The following is a 21,316-nucleotide window of genomic DNA, read 5'->3' on the forward strand; positions in this document are numbered from 1 at the left end:
AGTATTTTTCAGTTGTAAATTTTAATTCGCGGAATTCACCCAAACGAGGGAAACCAATGATAGTCGTTGACATAAACGTCCTCCAAAAATTGTTGTTGAGACTATCTTAACAGAAAAGAACCCGTCTGTATAATTGGAATTTCCCAGAGTTTGATATAGTTTAAAACTATATCACTATTATATACAAAAGAAAAAGATTTAAGACAAGTGTCCCAAATCCCTTTTTTTGCTTGTTTTTAAGTTACATACTAGTTTATAGATTAAAACAGGCTATCGCTAATTCTTGTAAACAACTATGGCTTGTTATTAGAAAAGACTATAGGTTATCTAAATTTTGATATTTTTGATTTTTCTTATCGCTTTTTAATAAAATGAGCGAATCAATTGGAGTCCACTGTTAACCATACTAAACTTTAAGCATCTTTTCATCTTCTAAAAATTTCCTGACACTTAGGATACAAAGTAATAATTTTCTTTTAGTTCTCGGAAACGATCGAAACTGAGAATGCCCTCATTTTGTAATCTTCCTAGAACAATACTCGGGTGAGTATCTATTTCCTCAGCAAATTGAAGGATGTCTGACTTATCAAAGTTTCCTTTTTCTACAAAAGTTTGATAGTCTTCAGGTCTAATCAAGAAATCTTTTGCAAACTGGTCTGCCTGTTCCTCAGAACGTCGGTATGAGTCACTGTTTCCGTCTTCAGATGAAAAATCGTTCTGTAAAATGTGTCCAATCTCATGGAAAAGTGAGAACCAGAAAATATCGGATGCCTTGTTTCGGTCTGTCAATAATAGCAAGGCACTACCATTGCTAAATTTTTTTGTAGCGCCATTCAGATTAGCATTTGCCAAAGCAGGTAGACCGACTAGAACAACACCACAGTCTAGCAAGATGTCAGACAAGCGTTGAGGAAAGACCTCTGGATCTTGTCTGGTCAACTTTCTCAAAGCAGGTAGGCTTCTCTCTAACTTTCTACGATTGAGCTTGGTAGTCGTTTTATCACGCGCTTTTTTAGATGCCAACTCCAGCATGATATTGGAGTTTACTATACTTTTAGGCGTAAACTCACGTGTATTACGGTAGCTAACTAGATGGTTGAAAGTCGTGAGGTTTTTTAAATTCGCCACACCTAGTAGCTTTCGAAGCTCGACAATCTTTTCTTTCAAGGTATAGCGTTTGTCTGGAACGTAGCCTTCTTCCTTAAAATACTTGAAGTCAATCATCTCACAGATTTCTTTCTCGCTACCTTCTTCTAGCTCTCTTTGTTCTGCAATCTCTGCAACCTTTACATCGTAAGTATTCTGAAGATTGAGCCAGGTTTGCATGGAAACTCCGCTTAGCTTAGCTAACTTATGAGCAGTTTCCTTACTAATGGATTCCTCAGCATTGACGAGTTTGCTGACAGTCTTTGCAGAAACTCCCAAACGCTCCGCAAATTCTTTTTGCGTTACATTATAATCTTCAATCAACTCCTCAACATACTGACCTGGATGAAAAGCAATCAGGTCTTTGTATTCAACAATTTTATTACTCATAGTGATTGCTGACCTCCTCTATTTTTAGGATTTCGATTTCAATGGGACTAGGAAAAACCTTCTCTAGATCCTCGTCACGAAATTCTACAATCAAACGATAGGAACTCTTTCGACCGTCTATATCCAAAGCAAACTGTCCCTGTCTCTTTCCCTTGAGTTGGTGAAAGTGATATTTAGGAAAAGCGATCACACTAGCTAAAGAATCCGCCGCTTCCAAAAAGTTGATCAACTGATGCAACTTTACAGCAACCTTATCCGAAAAATATTTTTTCGCTCGCCTCAGCTCTGTGCACTGCTTTTTAACAGTTTTGTTTGTATAGATAAGCTTCATAAGTCCCTTTCTGTTAAATTAAATTACCTTTTAGGTAATTTAATTATAGCATCTTTAGACAATAAAAACCAGCCAAAAGTTAATTTGGCTGGGATGATGAATACAAAAATACGACATTAAATTTTGTAATATGATAAAAATTAAATTCAAAAAATTTAATCATTTATCTCAACTAAAAGCAATTTAAACAATCCTTGAGTAACTATAATTATTATAATTACAATACTTAGTAAAAAACCTACATTTATAAAATTTGGAATACAATTAATATTTAAAGATAACTCCATCATATAAAGTAAACTAACTACAAACGTATAGAAATATCTAACAATTATTTCTTCCCATTTTGATGAATAAACGTCTGATTTCTTATCATATAAAACAGATCGCATAGGAGAAGAATACAGTATAGCAATAGCAGAAAGTAAGAACCCCGTGATTACAGAAATAAAAGATACCGTATCACTATGATTTAGTAGCACATAGTCCCTTAATAAATATGATACAAACAGACTTACTACTAAAATACCACCAGAAACAATTCTATCTTTTCTTCGTAACTTTCTCATTTGCCAAACTCTCTATTTCTTTAAGCAAAATATCTTTTACCTCTGAACCTAAAAATTTCCCAGTTGCCTGTTGTTTCTCGACATTAATTGAAATCTTTTTGATAAAAGTACCACGGTTAAACACATGTTCAAATCCAGCATCATCGTTTCCTCTAATTAAAATACCAGAAAGTTGATGATTCTCAGACTCTTTTACAATTTTTCTGAGAAATGCTTTGATGTTATTTATTTTCATACTAGAGAGTTTTACGTTCAGAGTTATATCTTTTAAACCATCAGTTTCGAATAAATCATATAAAGCTTCGCGTTTTTGTGATAAAGTTGAAAAAATATCATCTTTTGAAGTAAATTGAATTTCATCAACACTAGATAATATTTTTAAAAATTCCTCTTTATCTTCGTAAAAACCTTTTATACTAAACTCAACCCCTGTCGTATCTTTAAGAATTTTTTCTAGCAAATTACGGTGTCTCACATCCGAAAAGTACAATAAATTATTATCTAAATCAAATAAGACAAAGAATTGCTTCAAAAACTCCAACTCCGTTTCTGATTTAGGATTTTCGCGTTTTTGATTTGTATAGTAGTCCGTTACAGTAGTATCTCTGGGCTCTAACTTTCCAGATTCTATAACTATAAAAACATAATGCTTATTTTTATCAACCTCTAGATGATATAACCCTTTTTCGTGTTTTAAATCACATGGGGTCAACTTATCAAAAGTCTTTAAAATAGGCTGTAACCACCGCTCCCCTCTTTTTTCACTTTTAATAAATGGTTTCCATATAGAAAAAGTAAGCTCTGACATTTATTTGCCCTCAAATTCTTTCGACTTTATAATTCTAACTGCTATTTCCTCTACTCCACCTTCACCTGTCCATTCATCAGCATTGGCAAGAGCCAATCGCGAAGTTGGGTGAGTTCTTGGATTTCAAAAATATTGTTCTTAATTTTTTCATAAATAACATTTGCCTGTGTTTCAAATTTTGACGATACTTCTTTATTAGGAACTATAACAATTTTCTCTTTTAGAAATTTGAAGTGTCTAGCATATCCATAATTTGATAAATCAAAATCTTCAATCATGTGATAAAGTAATACATTTGAAATATTCTCATTCTTTGAAATTAAGACTTGAGTGCCATCAGCTCCTCTGGCATAATCAAAATTTATATATTTTACTACCCTAGTGTGATCACCAAATATTACATGTCCATTTTGAGGTTGGATTAAGCCATTTTCATTATTCGTAAAACCTGCAATATATTTTTGACTCTGATCGATAACAGGTATTTCTCCTATAAATTCAATTGAATTATTTTCAATCTTTTCAGCTTTAGTAACTTTATCTAATAAGTTACCAACACTCTCCACTCCCCACCCTTCTGGGATTTCGCGTTTGAGTTCTGGGTGATAGACCATCTTTCCGCCTGATGATTTGTAGGGTTTGCCATTCTGGTCTGGGAAATCAAACTGCACAAACCAGTAGTCATAGAGGGTCTTAGCCATGGCTTCCAACTCTTGGTTGATTTGGTTATTTAAAAGAATCTTTTTATCAATTGAAGATAGTACTTCAACTATCTTATCCTGATAATCTTTTTCAGGAACTTTGATTCTCATTTTTGATAAATAGTCAATATTTATATTATCTTGGATACTTCCGCTAGCAGATTTTTGGATTTCTTTCTTAATAAATTCAAAGAAATAGTACACAAATAATTCACTACTTTTTTCAGGATTTGCATTAAATCCCACAATACTATCAGGAAAACACATTGGATAAGATAAAATTGCTGTTTCAGCAATATTGGCCGCTATAGTGATACAGAGTGTACCAGCCGGCCATAACTTACTTTGTTTTAGTCCAAAATCATTGTAATACGAATCATTCTTAGTTATATAGAGATTAGCAGCTTTAACATCGCCTGTTTGTACCAAGGGATATGTGCCACCTTCAAATAGTTTTATATCATTCCTAGGTCTATGTTTAGACTTACCTCTGCTAAATGTCCCTAGTTCAGATAAACTTGTTATTTCCCAAGTAACTTCACTCATACTTCAACCCCTTCATTTGCTCTTTAATCTCCTGCTCCAATTCATGCGATTGCTGAAAAAGATCTGAGAGCTTGTCTTGAAAGGCGGTCATCTTGGCTTCAAACTCTTCTGCTGTGATATCTACATAGTCGATCTTGATGTCAAAGTATTGGCCTGCGCTGAGAGAGTAGTTTTTCTCCTTGATGTCCTCATAAGAGATGGTGACAGAAAAGTCCTCAACGGCTTCTTTCTTGATAAAGGTCTCGACGATCTTCTGCTCTTCCTCAGGAGAAAGCACGGTCTTTTGGTTCTTGCCTTCCTTGACCTTGGTTCCGAGGTTTGAGGCATCGATGAGGACGACATCGCCCTTGTTTTTCTTATCGATAAAGAGGATGGAGACGTTGGTACCTGTCGTCGCAAAGATATTGGACGGCATGGAAACGACACCCGCCAGCATCTGATTGTCCACCAAGTGTTTACGGATAGCCTTATCAATCCCTGACTGGGCCGTGATAAATCCTGTCGGTAAGACAACAGCTGCTTGACCGTCTGGCTTCAGAGAGTAGATGATATGCTGAACAAAGAGCTCGTAAATCGCCATCTTATCCTTAGACTTAGCTGGAACCTTTGGCACTCCTGCAAAGAAACGCTCACTAGCTTCTGGCAAGGTCTCCACTCGGTCACGCCACTCTGAAAAGTCCAACCTGAAAGGCGGGTTAGACACGATATAGTCCATTTTTTCAGGGTGACGATTGGCGATGATGGTATTTCCCTGTACGATATTATGGATGGAGTGTTGCAGTCCATTCAAGATCAGATTGAGACGGAGGAGATTAGATGATTTTTGTGAGATATCCTGACTATAAACAGTGGTCTTATTCACACCGATACGACTAGCCAGGTTCATCAGCAAGGTTCCAGAACCAGCTGACGGGTCATAGATACGCACGTTTGATGGTTGCTCATTTCCCACAAGGATATCAGCGATAATCTTAGCCACAGAGTGAGGCGTGTAGTACTCGGCATACTTTCCTCCACCGTCTTTGTTATAGTCCTTAATCATGTACTCAAAGAGGGTAGAGAAAAAGTCGAAACCTTGTGAAAAAATGGTATCATCAAACTTCACTCGAGTAAGGTGATTGATGATGGCTTTTGCCACCTCGTTACGCTTACTACTATCTGAGATGGTATCAGTAATCAGGCGCTCATCAAAGAGACGAATTGCCGTATCTCCGTCCGTATGAACAGAGAAAATATCATTATTGTCAATGGCGATTTGGTTGAGAGTGTTCTCAAAAGTTTCGTAGAAAGTCGCCTCGTTTTGCTGACGGTGGAGACTTTCTATCAACTGGTCTGGCTTGAGCCAGGCCGCGCTGGTACCGATATCCTCCAAGAGCCAGTCGTAGTCTTCTTCACTCATGGCTAGCAAGTTTTCATAGGTGTTGGACTCATCTAGGACCTTGGCTTGATACAAAAATTTGTCGTTTAAAAATTTGTAGAGGAAGGACTGGGTGAGGAGTTTATACTCACCCGCTTCTCCTCCTAGTCCCGCATGGGTAAAGACGGCTTTCAAATCATCTACCAAGCCTTGGACTTGGACTTTGTACGTTTCATTCATTAGTGTTGGTATTCCTCTTCATATCCTTCAAATAGTGACTCAACGATATAGTTAAAATCCTCTCTTGTCAAACCACTTGCAGATTGGTGGGTTTTCATTTCAATCCGAGCTTCTTCTCGAATCATTTTCTTGAGGAAGTCCTCGTTATCGAGCACTCCTTGGTTTTGACCGATTTTACGGTCTAGTCTGACTTTAGAACCCTTGATGACATGGTAGATAGCAGGGAAGTCACTGACCATGGTCGAGTTGGTCACATGCTTGTAGGAACGCGCTGCCATCTCATCTCCGTTAAAGTTCATGGTTAAGCGTCTCATACGAGTACGATAGTCTTCCACGGACTTAAAGAGTTCTTCGTAGTCTTTTTGGGTTTCCTTGATATTTTCCATGGTGAAGCCTTCTTGCCCATGAATCAAGTGTTTTTTCATGATGCGCTGGAATTCTTCGTAGAGAGAGACCCACTCAGGATCTTTTTCATCACGTTGGCCTTGGATTCCTCCAGCGACTCGGCGTTTTAAGTCGTCCAAGTCATTGGCAGCAAGACGGAGCTCTTCCTCAGCAATCTTGATAAAGCTAAAACTAGTTTCAGACATGGCTAAGTTTAGAAGGGTACGGCTTGAAAACTCGTCTGGTTTATCCATCAAGGACAGGGTCAGCAAGCGTCTAGAGATGATATTGAGCAGGGTTGCAATCTGTGCGATATCGATCTGCTGGAGCAATTGATCATAGCCCAGTAAGCGTGCAACGTTATAGTACTGCTTGACCGATTCTAGGGCTTTCCGTAACTCATTTAACTGCTTTCTATCCTTGATATCATTGATAGCCTGTGAAAAGAACTCCAGATTTCCCGTCGGATAGTCCAGGAGGACATGCTTGGTCTTGCTCAACTCTTGCGCAATCTCATCTGCTGGCACAAAGAGAGAACCAAAGATATCCTCGCCATTTTCTCCTGTCAGAGTGATATCGTATTCTTGGTTAAGTTCTTCCAAATAAGCACGATTGGTCTTGTCAAACTCTTTTGAGATATCCGCAAAGTCGATGACATAGCCAAAGAGATAGTCCTTGTATGGGCGATTGACACGGGTTAGTGTTTGTAAAAGATTGTGAGCCTTGATCTTGCGCCCTAGGTAGAGGCGCTTGAGACGAGGTGCATCAAATCCTGTCAGAAGCATAGAGTAGACGATGATGAGGTCAATCTTACCTTCCTTATAGGCATCTACCTTGTTCTTCTTCTCTTCCTTGTCTCCCTCATCATGGAGGATGAGAGCGGAAGTCAACGTGGTTGAGCCAGCTTGACGTCGTTCTTCTAATTGCTTTTCAAGCTCACGCGCCTGCTTGGACGAGTCACAGACGATCATGCCACCGATGGTCTGGTCATCAAAGACCAAATCACGAGCACGATTGAAGTCCTCGATGATAAAGTCTAGCATAGGCTCCACATAGTGAGGATGGGCAAAGATATCTTCCTTGGACAGGTCACCTCGTTGGATTTCTTCGTTGATGGATCTGAGATTGTCCTTATAGGAGGTCTCGATATCTTCTCGCATCAGGCGTAGGGTAAAGCCGTCATCGATAGACTGGTTGTAGTAGTATTTATGAATATAGTCCCCAAAGATATCACGCGTGGTCGCATGACTTTCCTTGGTCTTCCCATCTTTCTTGTATGTGATCAAGGGGGTTCCAGTTAAGGCAATCTTAATGGCATTGGTATCTGCCTGATAGAGATTTGGCAGGTAGGAACCTCGTTCATTGTAAGAACGGTGGGCTTCATCGATAAAGTAGATATTTTGGCGATTGAGATCATAGCCAGAGCGATCTGTCAGATCTGAATCATCCTTAAACTTCTGGATATTGACCACAGCGACATCATAGCCATCTTGTTTCTGATTTAGTTCTTGTGGGTTATTAATGCGCTTGACCTTGAGTCCTCGTTTGGTGAATTCCTTAAAGGCTTGGTCTGCCAAGTCCAAACGATCAACGACAAAGTAAAACTGAGGAACGATTCCCTCTTTTGAGAAATAGTTGGTTAGATAGCGAATATTGAAGAAAGTCAAGGCAGTCTTACCTGAACCTTGGGTATGCCAGATAACCCCTTTCTTGACACCTTTTGCGATCGTTTCTTCGATAGCACGTGTTGCAAAATACTGGGGATAGCGCATGACGTGCTTCTGCAGTTGCATCTGACCGTCCTTACTCTCTTCTTCTACATAGACAAGACCAAAGCGAAGCAGAAAGAGCAAACGTTCTTTCTGATACAAAGAAGTTAGAAAGGCATTACAAGGTGTGTCAGGGTTCAGGTTTGTTGTGAATTCTGGCTGGGACTTGAGGGCAAAGCGCTTCATATCTTCAAGGACGAAGTCAATTTGTTCGTCTGTTAAAGGTCCAATTGAATGCAGAAAATCTACTTCTCTTTCTTCCTTGAAAGCATTAAATTTTGTTTTTGAATAGGCGTTTGAACCGTAATAGGAACCCTGTTTTTGCTGCCCCTGTCCATTGATATAAGGCAAATTATCAGAGAGCGCAATCAATTGAGTAATGTTATTGAAGCGACGGAACTTGCGATTCTCAAAACGATATCGGGTTCTATCCTGCTCTGACTGAATCCCCGTCTTGCCATCTCGGATAGCATTTGGCTGTTTGACTTCGATATAAGAAAGGGGGAGTCCGTTGATAAACACAACTACATCTGGACGGAACTCATCCTGACCATTGTGACAGGTCACTTCCAGTGCCAGATGGAAGGTGTTAGCTTCTGGATTTTCCCAGTCAATATATACGGTATTTCCCTGACCTTGCAATCGTTTAAAGAAAGAACGCCCTAAATCATTTTGATCTAGTTCCAACTTAATATTACTCAGTTCTCGGTCAACATCTTCATCAGTTGCATAATTGTTGAATTTTAAAAATTGCTCTCTAAAAATAGATACCAGAATATTTGTTTCAGGATCTCTTTCATTTAAAATCTTACCATTGTGAGGCAGGTAAGTATAACCCAGTCGCATCAAGTGCAGTGCTGCTGGGATTTGTACTCTCGTTAATTCAGAAAAATCTTTTCGTTTTGCCATTAAAAACCTTCTTATACTTTAATTAAAATATTCATATTATGATATTTCCAAATTCTATACTAATCTCATTGTAACACATTTAAAGTTAGAATCCCATCATCTACTTCCCCTTCTGTAGCAAGTCAAATCTTTCGTCTATTATTTATTTCTTCAATTCAGAAGAATAGTGAGAATTTCCCCATTCTTAGCATTTTCTATTTCGTGACGTTTCATAAATCGGATTAAGTATCTAAGAGCTGATTCCTTGTTTTCGTAGACTATAGGTCTGACCTTTGTCCTTATAAGATAAGTAAATGTCATAATAAAACACCCCAAAAAGTTAGATTTTTGTATCTAACTTTTTGGGGGGCATTTATAAACTTTTTAAATATACCTAAATAGAAGTCTCTAGATAAAGAAAAGCAATCTGCAGAAACATTATCAAAGAGAACTTCTATCCACTCCCATTATTTAATAATTGATAGCCTTTGGTACCAGATGTTTCTATGACACTTCCTTTTAGAGGATCTTTTGGCAGAATCAGGAGCAAAAACAGGCATCAAAATAAAGCCACTAAACTTCATTTTTTCACCTACTTGTGTCCCCTTCAGCCTCCTCCTTCTCCACAACAAACTCTCTGACCAAACGGTAGATAACTGCAAAGATAGGCGTGAAGAAAATCATGCCGACCAAACCAAAGAGGTTACCCCCAATCAGGGCTGCAGCAAGGGTGAAGAGAGTTGGGAGACCGACGGACTGGCCGACCACGCGCGGATAGATGATGTTCCCCTCAATCAGCTGCACAAGCTGAAAGACTGCGATAGAAAGAAGGGCTTTCCAAGGGCTGTCGGTGAAGATAAAGATAGCACCCAGAGCACAAGCAGAGAAAGGCCCTATGTAGGGAATGAAAGAGAGTACTCCAGCCAAAACCCCTGTCAGGGCCGCATAAGGCAGACCTGTCAGAGAATAGGCGATAAAGACCAAGACACCGACAATGACGGCCTCAATCATCTGCCCCATCAGGAACTTATCATAGGTCTCAACAATGACAGAACCGACATAGGATAGGCGTTTCACAGCCTTCTCAGGAAGCAGAACCTGCAAAAGACGGATCGTGATCGTCTGCAAATGCTCCTTGCTGCTCAAGAAGGCAAACATAAGAAAGATGGACATAATGACAGAGAAGAAATTACCAAAAATAGCAGAAATATTGCCTGTCAGACTGCCCAGAAGAGAGATGGCTCTGTTGACAATGCCGCTGTTTTGCAGTTGCTTGGTCAAATCTTGCAGTTGGCTAGAGGAAAGCAAGCCAGACTGCTGCAACCACTTGGCTAGCTGAGGCGCTACCTTTCCGATGGTCGCGCTCAGCTGATTGACCGCTGTGGTCAGAGTCGGCACGACAATAGAAACAATCCCTGTCATAATGAGAGCTAAAATCAGCACCTCTAAAACCAGGGCCAAACCGCGCTGCAATTTCTGAGGGACTCGGCATTTGTCCAAGAGGTCTTCCAGCTTCTTCATGGGCACATTAAAGATAAAGGCTAGAACTCCACCCAGTATAATGGGTGAAAATACCGAAGTCAGACTCTGCAGGCCAGACCAGATATTTCCAATGTAGAGAACCAGAGCCAGAGCAAGCGCCGCAAAGACGATTAGTTTATAAGATTCATTTATTTTTTTCATAAAGCCTCCTTTACAGTTTTGTCATTTCCTTATTTTATCATAATTTTCAAGGTCTTTCGAGCAGGAGGAAACATGGGTCAGTCAACTTTGCCATCACTCTTAAATTTTTAAAAATCTTGAAGATAGAGAACCCCAGCTCCTATTGATAGAAGGCCTGCAAATATAGCTAGAAAAGGAATAAAGCCCATGATAGAGGCGCAGAATAGAAGCTCATGACTCGTCTTATTGACTCTTGGGTCGTTGCTATAGTGATACATTCCGACTATAGAAAGTCCCAAAAGCAGCCAGCTGGTCAATACAACCATATCACCCCAGCCAGGGTTTTCAACCAGTGTGGGAACCGAATAAATAATTTCCCAGTGCCATCTATTTAAAGAAGCGTAAATGATCTGAAGGCCTCCTAAAATGCCAACAATTCCATTTATCCACAGCAATTTGTTTGATTTCATAAGCATCTCACTCTTTCTTTTTTAAAATAGTATACCGAGCCACTTTCTAATTTGTCAACTATTACAAAAGAATGAGTGTCTCATCCGATAAATCCGTTTTCATTCAAATTATCTTATGATACAATAAACTCATGCACAAGAAAACAGTTATTGATTTTAAAGAACTGGGTCGGCGCTTGATTTTCAGCCAGCCCATCAAAGAGCTCAAAACACGCGAGTTGGCTGAAGTCAGAGCGATTCTGCAAGAAGTAGAGGACTGGCAGAAAAAGGGATTTTATGCAGTCGGCTATGTCAGCTACGAAGCGGCTCCTGCTTTTGAGGAAAAACTCCAGGTCCACAAAAGCCCTCTGCTGGGCGAGTACCTGATTTACTTTACCATTCATGACAGAGCTGATGAAGCCCCATTCCCTTTGGCTTACGACGAGGTAGATATGCCAGCGCAATGGCAGAGCCTAACGACTGAGCAAGAGTATGAAAAGGCCATCGGAACCATTCACCACCATATCCGTCAGGGCGATACCTATCAGGTCAACTACACGGTGCAGCTAGGCGCAGAGCTCAATCCGCAGGACAGCTGGGCTATCTACAACCGTCTGGTCGTCGAGCAAAACGCCGCCTATAATGCCTATGTAGAGCACGATCATCAGGCAGTCTTATCCATCAGTCCTGAGCTCTTTTTCGAGGAGCACCGAGGCGAGCTGACAACACGGCCAATGAAAGGGACTACCAATCGCGGTCTGACAGTCGCTGCAGACTTGGAGCAAGCGGACTGGCTACGTCAGGATCCTAAAAACCGAGCGGAAAATATGATGATCGTTGACTTGCTGCGCAACGACATGAACCGCATTTCAGAGATTGGGAGCGAGCGAGTCGAGCAGCTGTGTCAGGTCGAGCAGTATTCCACTGTCTGGCAAATGACCTCCACCATCAAAAGCCAGCTGCGACCTGAGATTGGCCTAGGAGACATTTTTAATGCCCTCTTTCCGTGCGGCTCTATCACTGGTGCTCCAAAGATTTCGACCATGGCTATCATCAAGGCGACCGAAAAAGCCGCCCGCGGTGTCTACTGCGGTACAGTTGGTATCTGCCTACCAGACCAAAGACGGATTTTCAATGTGGCCATCCGCACCATTCAGCTTGAGGCTGGCAAAGCTATCTACGGTGTCGGGGGCGGCATCACTTGGGATAGCACATGGAAATCCGAGTATATCGAAACCCAGCAAAAATCAGCTGTTCTTTATCGGAAAAATCCCCAATTTGACCTAGTTACGACAGGAAAGATTGAGAAAGGCAGCCTGACCTTCCAAGACCAACATCTGAAGCGTCTACGAGAATCTGCCCGTTACTTTGCTTATCCATTTGATGAGGAAAAACTAAAGGCAAAATTGAACCAAAGTCTAGCAAAACTGGATCCAAGTACGGACTACCGCCTGCGGATTTCCATCGCCAAATCTGGAAAAGCGACCTGCCAGCTAGAAAAGCTGCAAGCACTCCCAGAAGCTTTCTGCAGGGCCATTCTCGTCCCACAAAATGCCAACTTGCAGCAGCCTTTCACCTACTTTAAAACCAGCTATCGGCCACACCTAAGCCTAGGCCAGCAGGAGCAGATTTACTACAATGCCCAAGGCCAGCTACTGGAAAGCTCCATCGGTAACCTAGTTCTCCAGCTGGATGGTCACCTCTACACGCCACCAGTCGAGCTAGGTCTCTTAAACGGTATCTACCGCCAGCATCTCTTGGCAACAGGTCAGGTCACAGAAAAAATTCTCAGCCTAGACGACTTAAAATCAGCAGAAAAAATCTACGCCTGCAACGCGCTACGAGGCCTTTATGAATTAGAAATAGATGATTGAGGCTGGGACAAAAGTCCTAGCCTCTCAATTGTCTTTGGATTGTCGAGCAAGACGCAGTGGTTGAGTGGGCTCTACTAGGCTGATTTCATCAGCTTTTACAGCCCTACTCAACTGTGCGGAGGTGGGACGACGAAATCAAATTCTAACCAATTACCGATTTCTGTCCCACTCTCTTTTCTATGGGTTCCAGTCTGCTGAGACAAGAAGTATGACTGCTATTTCAAGATTTTAGAAATATTTTAGAAATGCTTGATGAATACTTAATAAGTGTCCGATATACTAGGTAGTGAGGAAAGGATTTCCAAGAATAAATCAAAAAGGAGAAGTAAAACCATGGAAAATATTTTAGTTTTACAAGGGGTCAGCAAAAAGTTCGGCCAACAACAGGCTCTGAGCGATGTCAATCTGACCATCAAAAAAGGAGATATTTACGGTCTCATCGGTAAAAACGGAGCTGGTAAAACCACTCTGATCAAAATTATGACCCAGCTGATGCATGCCAACAACGGAACCGTGTCTCTCTTTGGTTCCAGCAACCAGGCCGAATGGACACAAGCCCTCAAGCGGGTCGGCTCGGTCATTGAAACGCCCGTTGCCCACAACCACTTGACCGCCTACGAAAATCTCAATTACTACTGCAAACTGCGCCAGATACCTAATGCCGATAAGGCCATCCAAGAAACGCTCAACTATGTAGACCTGACGGACACTGGCAAAAAGAAATTTCGTGACTTCTCCCTCGGGATGAAGCAACGTTTGGGCATCGCTATCGCCCTACTATCCAAGCCAGATCTAATGATTTTAGATGAGCCTATCAACGGACTAGATCCCGTCGGCATCAAGGAATTCCGCCAACTTGTCCAAAAGCTCAATGAAGAGCTGGGCATGACCTTTGTTATTTCCAGTCATATCCTATCCGAGCTCTATCTAGTAGCTACGCGCTTTGGCGTCATCGACCACGGTCATATGATCAAGGAAATTTCCAAGGCTGAATTTGAAGAACAAAGCGAAGATTATATCGTCTTGAAAACGGACCATTTGGAGGAAGCCAGCCAGCTGCTCCAAGATCAATTAGGCTACCGCATCAAGGTGGTCAACGCTCTCAATGAGATCCATGTCTTTACTCACTCACATAACATCAACAATATAGTAAAAGAGTTGGTCACAGCTAACTTAGTCATTCAAGAAATCTACTATGCACGACAAAATCTCGAAAATTTCTTTACAGATTTAGTTGATCAAAACCAGGGAGGTCTATCATGATTCAAACAATTCGCGCTGACTTTTACCGTCTCTTCCACTCCAAGGGCTTTTGGATTACTGAGTTCGTTTTACTAGCCAATATCCTGATCGGCGTCCTCTATAAGGTTACCAGCAGATTTGGAACATCCATCTCAACGGATGGACAAAACATCACTCAGCAAGTACCAGTAAAAATGACAGGTATCAATGCTCTTGCCCATTTCTCTGGAAATTCTGACAGTATTATATTTTTCACTCTCATTGTCGTCTGCCTCTTATTAGGTGTGGACTTGTCCCGCAAGCTTTATAAAAACAGCCTCGCTCACGGTATTTCACGGACGGAGTTCTTCCTATCTAAAACTTTGGTCTCCTTTGTTGTCGCCATCTTCCAATTCATCGTCTTGCTAGGGCTATCCTTCATCATCGCTAGCTCTATCAATGGAATTGGGACAGCTCCGACAGGATTCTTTGGCCAATTTTTACTAACCATTCTCGTCCAACTCATTGTGACAATCGCTTGGATTGGTATCGTGTCCTTCGTACTCTATCTTAGTCATTTTATTGCTGCGGTCTTTATTACCTATTTTGTCGGAAGCGCCCTGCTCATCTTTCCAGTCTTACTCTATCCTCATATAGAATTGTTCCGCTATTTAACCTTACAATTTGGAATAGAGATGGCTGCAGATCCGGCTGTAGTTGTGAAAGCTAGTTTAGTAGCGATTGGCATAGCAGTCTTCTTCCTAGGCAGCAGCCTCCTCATTTTCAAGAAAAAAGATCTCTAAAACCAAAGAATCAGCTAATCTTCTGACTAGCTGATTCTTTTTTATAAAGCCACAATCAATTCAAACCAATCGTCCTCTGCTTGAATGGTCAAGTCACCACCTAAGATTTCGACCAGCTGCTGGGTGATATAAAGGCCCAGCCCAGACGACTCCTCACTGCTGGAGAGATTTTCAGAATAGAAGCGATTGGTTAGTTTATCCAGATGCAAAATGGGCTTCTGAACCTTATTTTTGACCTGAAAAATAACCTTTTGTCCTTCTTTTTTCAGACTGATACTGGCTGTTTCTCGACCATGTTTGAGGACATTGCTGAGCATGTTCTGGACGATTCGATCAAAGATGTCACTGTCCGTTTCCAGCAGCAGATTCTCAGACAAATCCACCTCTAAATCAATCCCTGCTCGCTGAAAGGCATCATAGTAGGCAAAGAGTTGCTGGGTGACCAGCTGAGATAAATCTACCCGCTGCAATTTCGGTCGAATAGCTCCTTCCATCAAGCGACGGTATTCCATCAGAGCCTCCAAGCGTCTGGATACCATACTTAGATTATCCGCAATCTTTTGCAGCTGCTGGTCCATCTGTTCCTTATCAGCATCTTTGAGTAGCTGTTGCGTATAGCCACTAGCAATGGTCAACGGCGTTCGAATATCGTGGGCAATATTGCTGATGGCCATGTCCAAGGTTTTCTTTTCCTGCTGGGTCACAAAGGACATCTTATCAATTTCCTGAAAAAGCTGCTCCACCTCGTCAGTCAGAGCCACTAGACTAGGAGCTTGATCTCTCAGGGTCAAGCGAACCTGACTTCCTGTACGACGTTTGTCACGGATCTGGCTGGTCAGACTACGAATCGTCAGATGATAGCGAACGAGAAAGACTAGTAAGAACAGGATTATCAATACACATGCAATCCACCACATAGCTAATCCTCCTTGAGCCGCACGCCCAGACCCCAAATGGTCTCAATATAGTCTGTCGAACTATCCAACTGGGCTAATTTCTTACGGAGATTGCTGAGATGGGCATTGAGCGTATTATCGCCTGGCAGATAGGTCTCCTCCCAGACCGACTCATACAGCTCCTCCTTGGTAAAAATCTTTTTAGGATGAGCCAGCAAGGTCTGGAAAATCTGAAATTCCTTTTTCCCTAGCCGCATGGACTGGTCACCAGAAGCAATTTCAAAGGTATCTGGCAGAAGGCGGATATTTTTGATCAAGGTCTCCCCAGTAGGCTTGGGCTGAGACTGCTGACTGCCTCGCAGTTGGACAGTGACACGCGCCGCCACTTCGTCTAGATTAAAAGGCTTGACAATATAATCATTGGCACCGTCCAGCAGATACTGGCTTACGAGACTCTTTTCGCCCAGAGCTGTCAGCATGACCACCGGCACCTGACTGGTCTTGCGAATTTCCCTCAGCACCTCATCGCCATTTTTTCCCGGTAGCATAATATCTAGCAGGACTAGATGAATCTCTTCTTCCGCAAAAATCCGCAGTCCCTCGGTTCCAGAATAAGCTGAAAACACTACATGCTCCTGCGTAAAGAGATTTTTCAAAATCTCATGAATATCATTGTTGTCTTCAATTAGTAAAAGATTGGCCATTCTCATTCTCCAATAGCTTGATAAAACTAGTGTAGCAAGGATGAGCCAACAAGTCAATCAAATATAAACGATGCAAAAGAAAGAGAATGGGACAGAAATCGGTAATTCGTTAGAATTCGATTTCGTCGTCCCACCTCCGCACAGTTGAGTAGGGCTGTAAAAGCTGATGAAATCAGCGTAATAGAGCCCACTCAACCACTGCGTCTTGCTTGACAATCCAAAGACAATTGAGAGGCTAGGACTTTTGTCCTAGCCTCCTTGATGTTATTTGACAGATGCTCCGTTAGTCGCGATGACTTCCTTGTACCAGTCAAAGGATTTTTTCTTGGAGCGCTTGAGCGTTCCCTTGCCTTCATTGTCCCGGTCCACATAGATAAAGCCATAGCGCTTCTTCATCTCGCCAGTGCCGGCTGATACCAGGTCGATACAGCCCCAGGTCGTGTAGCCCCAAAGCACCACGCCGTCCTCATTGATGGCTTCCCGCATAGCCTTGACATGGGCTGCTAGATAGTCAATGCGGTAGTCATCCGCTACATAGCCATTTTCATCTGGAGTATCCACTGCACCCAGACCATTTTCCACGATAAACATAGGCTTTTGATAGCGGTCCCAGATGGTATTAAGCGTGATGCGCAAGCCCAGAGGATCAATCTGCCAGCCCCACTCAGAAGCTTCCAAATAAGGATTCTTGAGAGAAGCAAAGATATTGCCCTCGGTCAGCTCATTGACCTTAGAGTCGCCCGAAGCCACCCGGCTAGAGTAGTATGAGAAGGAAATGAAGTCCACCGTATGCTCCTTAAGCAGCTGCAAGTCTTCTTCTGTCATTTCGACAGTGATGCCCTCGCGCTCCCAAGCTTTCTTAGCATAGTTAGGATACTCACCACGCGCCTGCACGTCAATGAAGAAATAGTTTTTCCTGTCTTCCTCCATACCAGCCCATACATCGCGTGGATGGCAGGTGTTAGGATAATTTTGCCCCGCCGCTAGCATACAGCCGACCTTGTTTTCCGGGTCAATCTCATGAGCCAGCTTGGTGGCAATGGCTGAGGCGACCAACTCATGATGGGCCGCTTGATACTTGACCTGCTCCTCATTTTCACCTTCTTCAAAGCAGAGCCCCGCCCCCATAAATGGTGCATGGAGGATCATGTTAATTTCATTGAAGGTCAGCCAGTACTTGACCAAGCCCTTGTAGCGGGTAAAAAGAGTGCGGCAGAGACGCTCGTAAAATTCCAGCATCTTACGGCTCCGCCAACCACCATATTGCTCAATCAAGTTCATAGGGCAGTCAAAGTGAGTAATGGTCACTAAGGGCTCAATGCCATACTTGTGGCATTCCTTAAAGAGGTCTTCGTAAAATTTCAGGCCAGCTTCATTGGGCTCCAGCTCATCCCCCTTAGGGAAAATGCGGCTCCAAGCAATGGACAGCCGATAGGTCTTAAAACCCATCTCACCAAAGAGGGCAATGTCCTCCTTGAAGCGATGGTACATGTCAATAGCTTCCTTAGCTGGGTAGAAATAGCCTTCCTCAAAGTTAAACATCTTTTTCTTACCCGTGATGATGGCCAGACGGTCCTCACCAATCGGCACCACATCTACATTGGCCAGCCCGCGACCGTCCGCATCATAAGCGCCTTCGCACTGGTTGGCAGCTGTCGCTCCGCCCCACAAAAATCCATCCGGAAAAGTCAGTTTTTCAGTCATATCTCTACTCACTTTCTTATTTTACCACTTCATTTACTTATATTATACTCCAATATCCAGACCTTTACTTGTGAAATACTGCTAAATAATGATACTATTCTACTATTTTGTTTTATTCGACAAATTTTCAGGGTTCGGTTTTTTAAAGAAATCGGCTTCTCAAATGAAAGCAATGGTCTCTCTAAAAACAAAAAAGAAGACTGAAAACAAGTCTTCTCTTATTCCTCTTAAATCAAAGCCGTGATGGCCGTCACTAGTCCAAAAATGATTCCCGGTGCATTAGCAGCGGCAAGCGGAATATCTCTTTCTTTTTTGAACAAGCCGTAGTAGACCCAAAGGCTACAGTTAATTGCTGCAACGAGCGGCTGGATAAAATTCCCTTTTTGGCCCGCTAGGTTGTTCATGATTTGTGGAAAATAGGACACATACATCATTACGGACATAAAGGTTGCAACCCATCCCAAAATTTTCATTTGTTTTTCAGACATTTTTAATACCTCTTTCATTTTTCGGTTATATTTTATAACGATAGTCCAAAACAATCAAGCCCTTTTATCCCTTTGTTATGAAGATGTAAACTATCACAATCTTGTGATAAGTAAAAGGACAAAGAAAAAGACCGGACTGCTCCGATCTTTTTAAGTTCCACAAAGGAATTATTTAATTGCGCGTGATTGCAATCCTTCTTCTTCCAAGAAGAGGCGGAATGGTACGAGTTCTTCTGCTTCGTATTTTTCCTTGAAGGCTTTGATTGCTTCTTCTGAGTGAAGTTTTGGATCCAATTCAAGTACTTCTACTGGAAGTGGACGGTGTTGAGTAATGTGAGCATCGATGACAACAGTTTTACCTTCTTTGTTCAATTTAACAGCTTCTGCAACAACTGCATCGATGTCTTCGATACGGTCAACTGTAAATCCAACAGCTCCTTGCGCTTCAGCGATTTTCGCGTAGTCCGCGTTAGGGAAGTCACAACCAAACAAGTGTTTGTTTGTGTCTTCGTATTTGTCCTTGATGAAGGCATATTTACCATTTGAGAAGACAACGTTGATAACTGGAAGGTCGTATTGAACGTTTGTGATAACGTCTGGGTAGCACATGTTGAATGCACCGTCACCCATGATGTTCCATACTTGGCGATCTGGATTGTCTTTCTTAGCAGCGATACCACCAGGAAGGGCAATACCCATTGTCGCAAAGAGTGGAGATGTACGCCACATGTTCTTAGGTGTCATGTGAAGGTGACGAGTAGATGTTTGAGTAGTGTCACCTACGTCGATTGAATAGATAGCGTCTTGATCAGCATGTTTGTTGATTGCATTGTAAACTTGATACAATTGCAATTCACCCTCAGTTTTACCTTCGAGTTTGTTCATGTAATCACGCCAGTTTTGGTTGTTCTTAACGTTTGCACGCCACCATGGAGTAGATTCTACTGGGTTTACTTTGTCAAGAATCGCTTTAGCTGCTTGACCTGCATCACCAAGGATTGAAGCGTCAAGGGCATGGCGTTTACCAAGTTTGTAAGGGTCGATATCCACTTGGATGAATTTTTCAGTGTTCTTGAAGGCTTCGTAAACTTCAGCAAATGGGAAGTTTGAACCAAGGAAAAGAACTGTGTCTGCTTCAAAGACCACTTCGTTGGCTGGTTTCCAACCAACACGGTAAGCAGAACCTGTCAACCCTTCGTAGTTCCATTCGAAAGCTTCAAAGTTTTTACCAGTTGTGATGATTGGTGCTTTGATTTTACGTGACAATTCAGTAATCACTTCACCAGCTTTAACACCACCGTAACCAGCGTAGATAACTGGGCGTTCAGCATTGTTCAAGATTTCAACAGCTTTGTCGATTTCAACTTCGTTCAAGGCAGGAGCGATGAATGAACGTTCGTATGAACCTGAACCGTAGTATGAGTTTTCGTCGATTTCTTGGAAACCGAAGTTTACTGGGATTTCAACAACGGCTGGACCTTTTTTAGAAACTGCAGCACGGCAAGCTTCGTCAATAACTTTTGGCAATTGCTCAGCGTAAGCTACACGTTTGTTGTAGACAGCGATACCGTTGTACATTGGGTTTTGGTTCAATTCTTGGAAGGCATCCATGTTGAATTCGTTAACTGGACGTGATCCAAGGATAGCAAGGAATGGAGTGTTATCCATAGCTGCATCGTAAACACCGTTAATCAAGTGAGTCGCACCTGGACCACCTGAACCAACTGCAACCCCGATTGAGCCACCGAATTTAGCTTGCATAACCGCTGCAAGAGCACCTGTTTCTTCGTGGCGAACTTGCAAGAAGCGGATATCTTTGTCTTCAGCCAAAGCATCCATCAATGAGCTGAGTGTTCCTGATGGGATACCGTAGATTGTGTCTACGCCCCATGTTTTCAATACGTTGAGCATTGCTGCAGATGCAGTAATTTTCCCTTGAGTCATAATAACTCTCCTTTAAATCTATATTGATCCTTTAAAAATGTAGCATAGCGCTTCTACTCCATCTTTGCGATCAGGTTTCGTTTTGAAAATGAGTTTTTCTGACATTTCTCATGAAAACGATTTACAAAACGATTACAGTATTAATTTATCACAAAGAGATTCACATGTATAAGAATCTGCTCAGAGATACTCAATCCCTATTACATAACAGATGCTCTTTTTTGAGAAAATTTCACAAGCTATAGTAGAATAGGATATTTTATTATAATTTGCATGCACCTCTAAGACTTGTAGCTGTAGGAAATCGAACAAAAAGCGATACAAAATTCTGTATCACTTTTTATTTCATTTAATCAATTTTCTCAACATTGAGAAGCAGCGAGCTAGTCAAAACAGACAAAGAACTAAGGGCCATAGCAAGACCTGCTAGTTCTGGATTGAG

At 41.9% G+C, this 21,316-nt stretch carries 17 protein-coding genes; 3 read left to right on the top strand and 14 right to left on the bottom strand.

Annotation, left to right across the window (positions count from 1 at the left end):
• Positions 1–450 precede the first annotated feature (450 nt).
• From RWS39_RS07730 to RWS39_RS07770, 9 genes are all read right to left on the bottom strand, one after another.
• Positions 451–1,536 carry a HigA family addiction module antitoxin gene (locus RWS39_RS07730; protein WP_314482127.1) on the bottom strand — a complete coding sequence of 362 codons (1,086 nt, stop codon included), beginning with the start codon at positions 1,534–1,536 and terminating at the stop codon, positions 451–453.
• On the bottom strand, positions 1,529–1,867 hold the full coding sequence (locus RWS39_RS07735; protein WP_314482129.1) for a type II toxin-antitoxin system RelE/ParE family toxin: 339 nt from the start codon (positions 1,865–1,867) through the stop codon (positions 1,529–1,531). Before RWS39_RS07735 ends, RWS39_RS07730 begins: the two co-directional genes overlap by 8 nt.
• Positions 1,868–2,022: 155 nt before the next feature.
• Complete coding sequence (locus RWS39_RS07740; RefSeq protein WP_314482131.1) at positions 2,023–2,436, bottom strand: hypothetical protein; 414 nt, start codon at positions 2,434–2,436, stop codon at positions 2,023–2,025.
• Positions 2,411–3,244, bottom strand: coding sequence for a hypothetical protein (locus RWS39_RS07745; protein ID WP_005591212.1), 834 nt, complete (start codon positions 3,242–3,244; stop codon positions 2,411–2,413). Before RWS39_RS07745 ends, RWS39_RS07740 begins: the two co-directional genes overlap by 26 nt.
• A gap of 50 nt (positions 3,245–3,294) precedes the next feature.
• Positions 3,295–4,491 (bottom strand): restriction endonuclease subunit S, encoded by a 1,197-nt coding sequence (locus tag RWS39_RS07750; protein WP_314482135.1) that lies wholly within the window; start codon positions 4,489–4,491, stop codon positions 3,295–3,297.
• Positions 4,484–6,088, bottom strand: coding sequence for an HsdM family class I SAM-dependent methyltransferase (locus tag RWS39_RS07755; protein WP_314482146.1), 1,605 nt, complete (start codon positions 6,086–6,088; stop codon positions 4,484–4,486). The genes RWS39_RS07750 and RWS39_RS07755 overlap by 8 nt, the downstream gene beginning before the upstream one ends.
• Positions 6,088–9,150: a type I restriction endonuclease gene (locus tag RWS39_RS07760; RefSeq protein WP_314482149.1), complete on the bottom strand. Its 3,063-nt coding sequence runs from the start codon at positions 9,148–9,150 to the stop codon at positions 6,088–6,090. The genes RWS39_RS07755 and RWS39_RS07760 overlap by 1 nt, the downstream gene beginning before the upstream one ends.
• Positions 9,151–9,717: 567 nt before the next feature.
• A complete protein-coding gene (locus RWS39_RS07765; protein ID WP_314482152.1) occupies positions 9,718–10,812 on the bottom strand; it encodes an AI-2E family transporter in 1,095 nt (364 codons plus the stop codon).
• A 107-nt stretch (positions 10,813–10,919) separates the two neighbouring features.
• Entirely contained in the window at positions 10,920–11,261 is a 342-nt protein-coding gene (locus RWS39_RS07770; RefSeq protein WP_314482155.1) for an insulin activator factor, read from the bottom strand.
• Positions 11,262–11,392: 131 nt separating this feature from the next.
• Between RWS39_RS07770 and pabB the strand changes: the two genes are divergently transcribed.
• From pabB to RWS39_RS07785, 3 genes are all read left to right on the top strand, one after another.
• Positions 11,393–13,114 carry an aminodeoxychorismate synthase component I gene (gene pabB, locus RWS39_RS07775; RefSeq protein WP_314482157.1) on the top strand — a complete coding sequence of 574 codons (1,722 nt, stop codon included), beginning with the start codon at positions 11,393–11,395 and terminating at the stop codon, positions 13,112–13,114.
• Positions 13,115–13,447: 333 nt separating this feature from the next.
• Positions 13,448–14,377 (top strand): ABC transporter ATP-binding protein, encoded by a 930-nt coding sequence (locus RWS39_RS07780; protein WP_314482159.1) that lies wholly within the window; start codon positions 13,448–13,450, stop codon positions 14,375–14,377.
• Positions 14,374–15,138, top strand: a complete 765-nt coding sequence (locus RWS39_RS07785; RefSeq protein ID WP_314482162.1) for a lantibiotic ABC transporter permease — start codon at positions 14,374–14,376, stop codon at positions 15,136–15,138. Before RWS39_RS07780 ends, RWS39_RS07785 begins: the two co-directional genes overlap by 4 nt.
• Positions 15,139–15,179: 41 nt before the next feature.
• Here RWS39_RS07785 and RWS39_RS07790 read toward each other — a convergent pair whose 3' ends face one another.
• The 5 genes from RWS39_RS07790 to spxB all read right to left on the bottom strand — a co-directional run bounded on the left by RWS39_RS07790 (position 15,180) and on the right by spxB (position 20,874).
• Positions 15,180–16,055 (bottom strand): sensor histidine kinase, encoded by an 876-nt coding sequence (locus RWS39_RS07790; protein WP_314482164.1) that lies wholly within the window; start codon positions 16,053–16,055, stop codon positions 15,180–15,182.
• A gap of 2 nt (positions 16,056–16,057) precedes the next feature.
• Positions 16,058–16,738 (bottom strand): response regulator transcription factor, encoded by a 681-nt coding sequence (locus tag RWS39_RS07795; protein ID WP_311164761.1) that lies wholly within the window; start codon positions 16,736–16,738, stop codon positions 16,058–16,060.
• Between the two features lie 264 nt (positions 16,739–17,002).
• Positions 17,003–18,442, bottom strand: a complete 1,440-nt coding sequence (locus RWS39_RS07800) for a 6-phospho-beta-glucosidase (protein ID WP_314482167.1) — start codon at positions 18,440–18,442, stop codon at positions 17,003–17,005.
• A 227-nt stretch (positions 18,443–18,669) separates the two neighbouring features.
• Positions 18,670–18,930: a SemiSWEET family transporter gene (locus tag RWS39_RS07805; protein ID WP_001291471.1), complete on the bottom strand. Its 261-nt coding sequence runs from the start codon at positions 18,928–18,930 to the stop codon at positions 18,670–18,672.
• Positions 18,931–19,098: 168 nt separating this feature from the next.
• On the bottom strand, positions 19,099–20,874 hold the full coding sequence (gene spxB / locus RWS39_RS07810; protein ID WP_314482173.1) for a pyruvate oxidase: 1,776 nt from the start codon (positions 20,872–20,874) through the stop codon (positions 19,099–19,101).
• Between the last annotated feature and the right edge of the window lie 442 nt (positions 20,875–21,316).

It is taken from the genome of Streptococcus cristatus, from assembly GCF_963529205.1.
GTDB classification, from domain to species: Bacteria; Bacillota; Bacilli; order Lactobacillales; family Streptococcaceae; genus Streptococcus; species Streptococcus cristatus_O.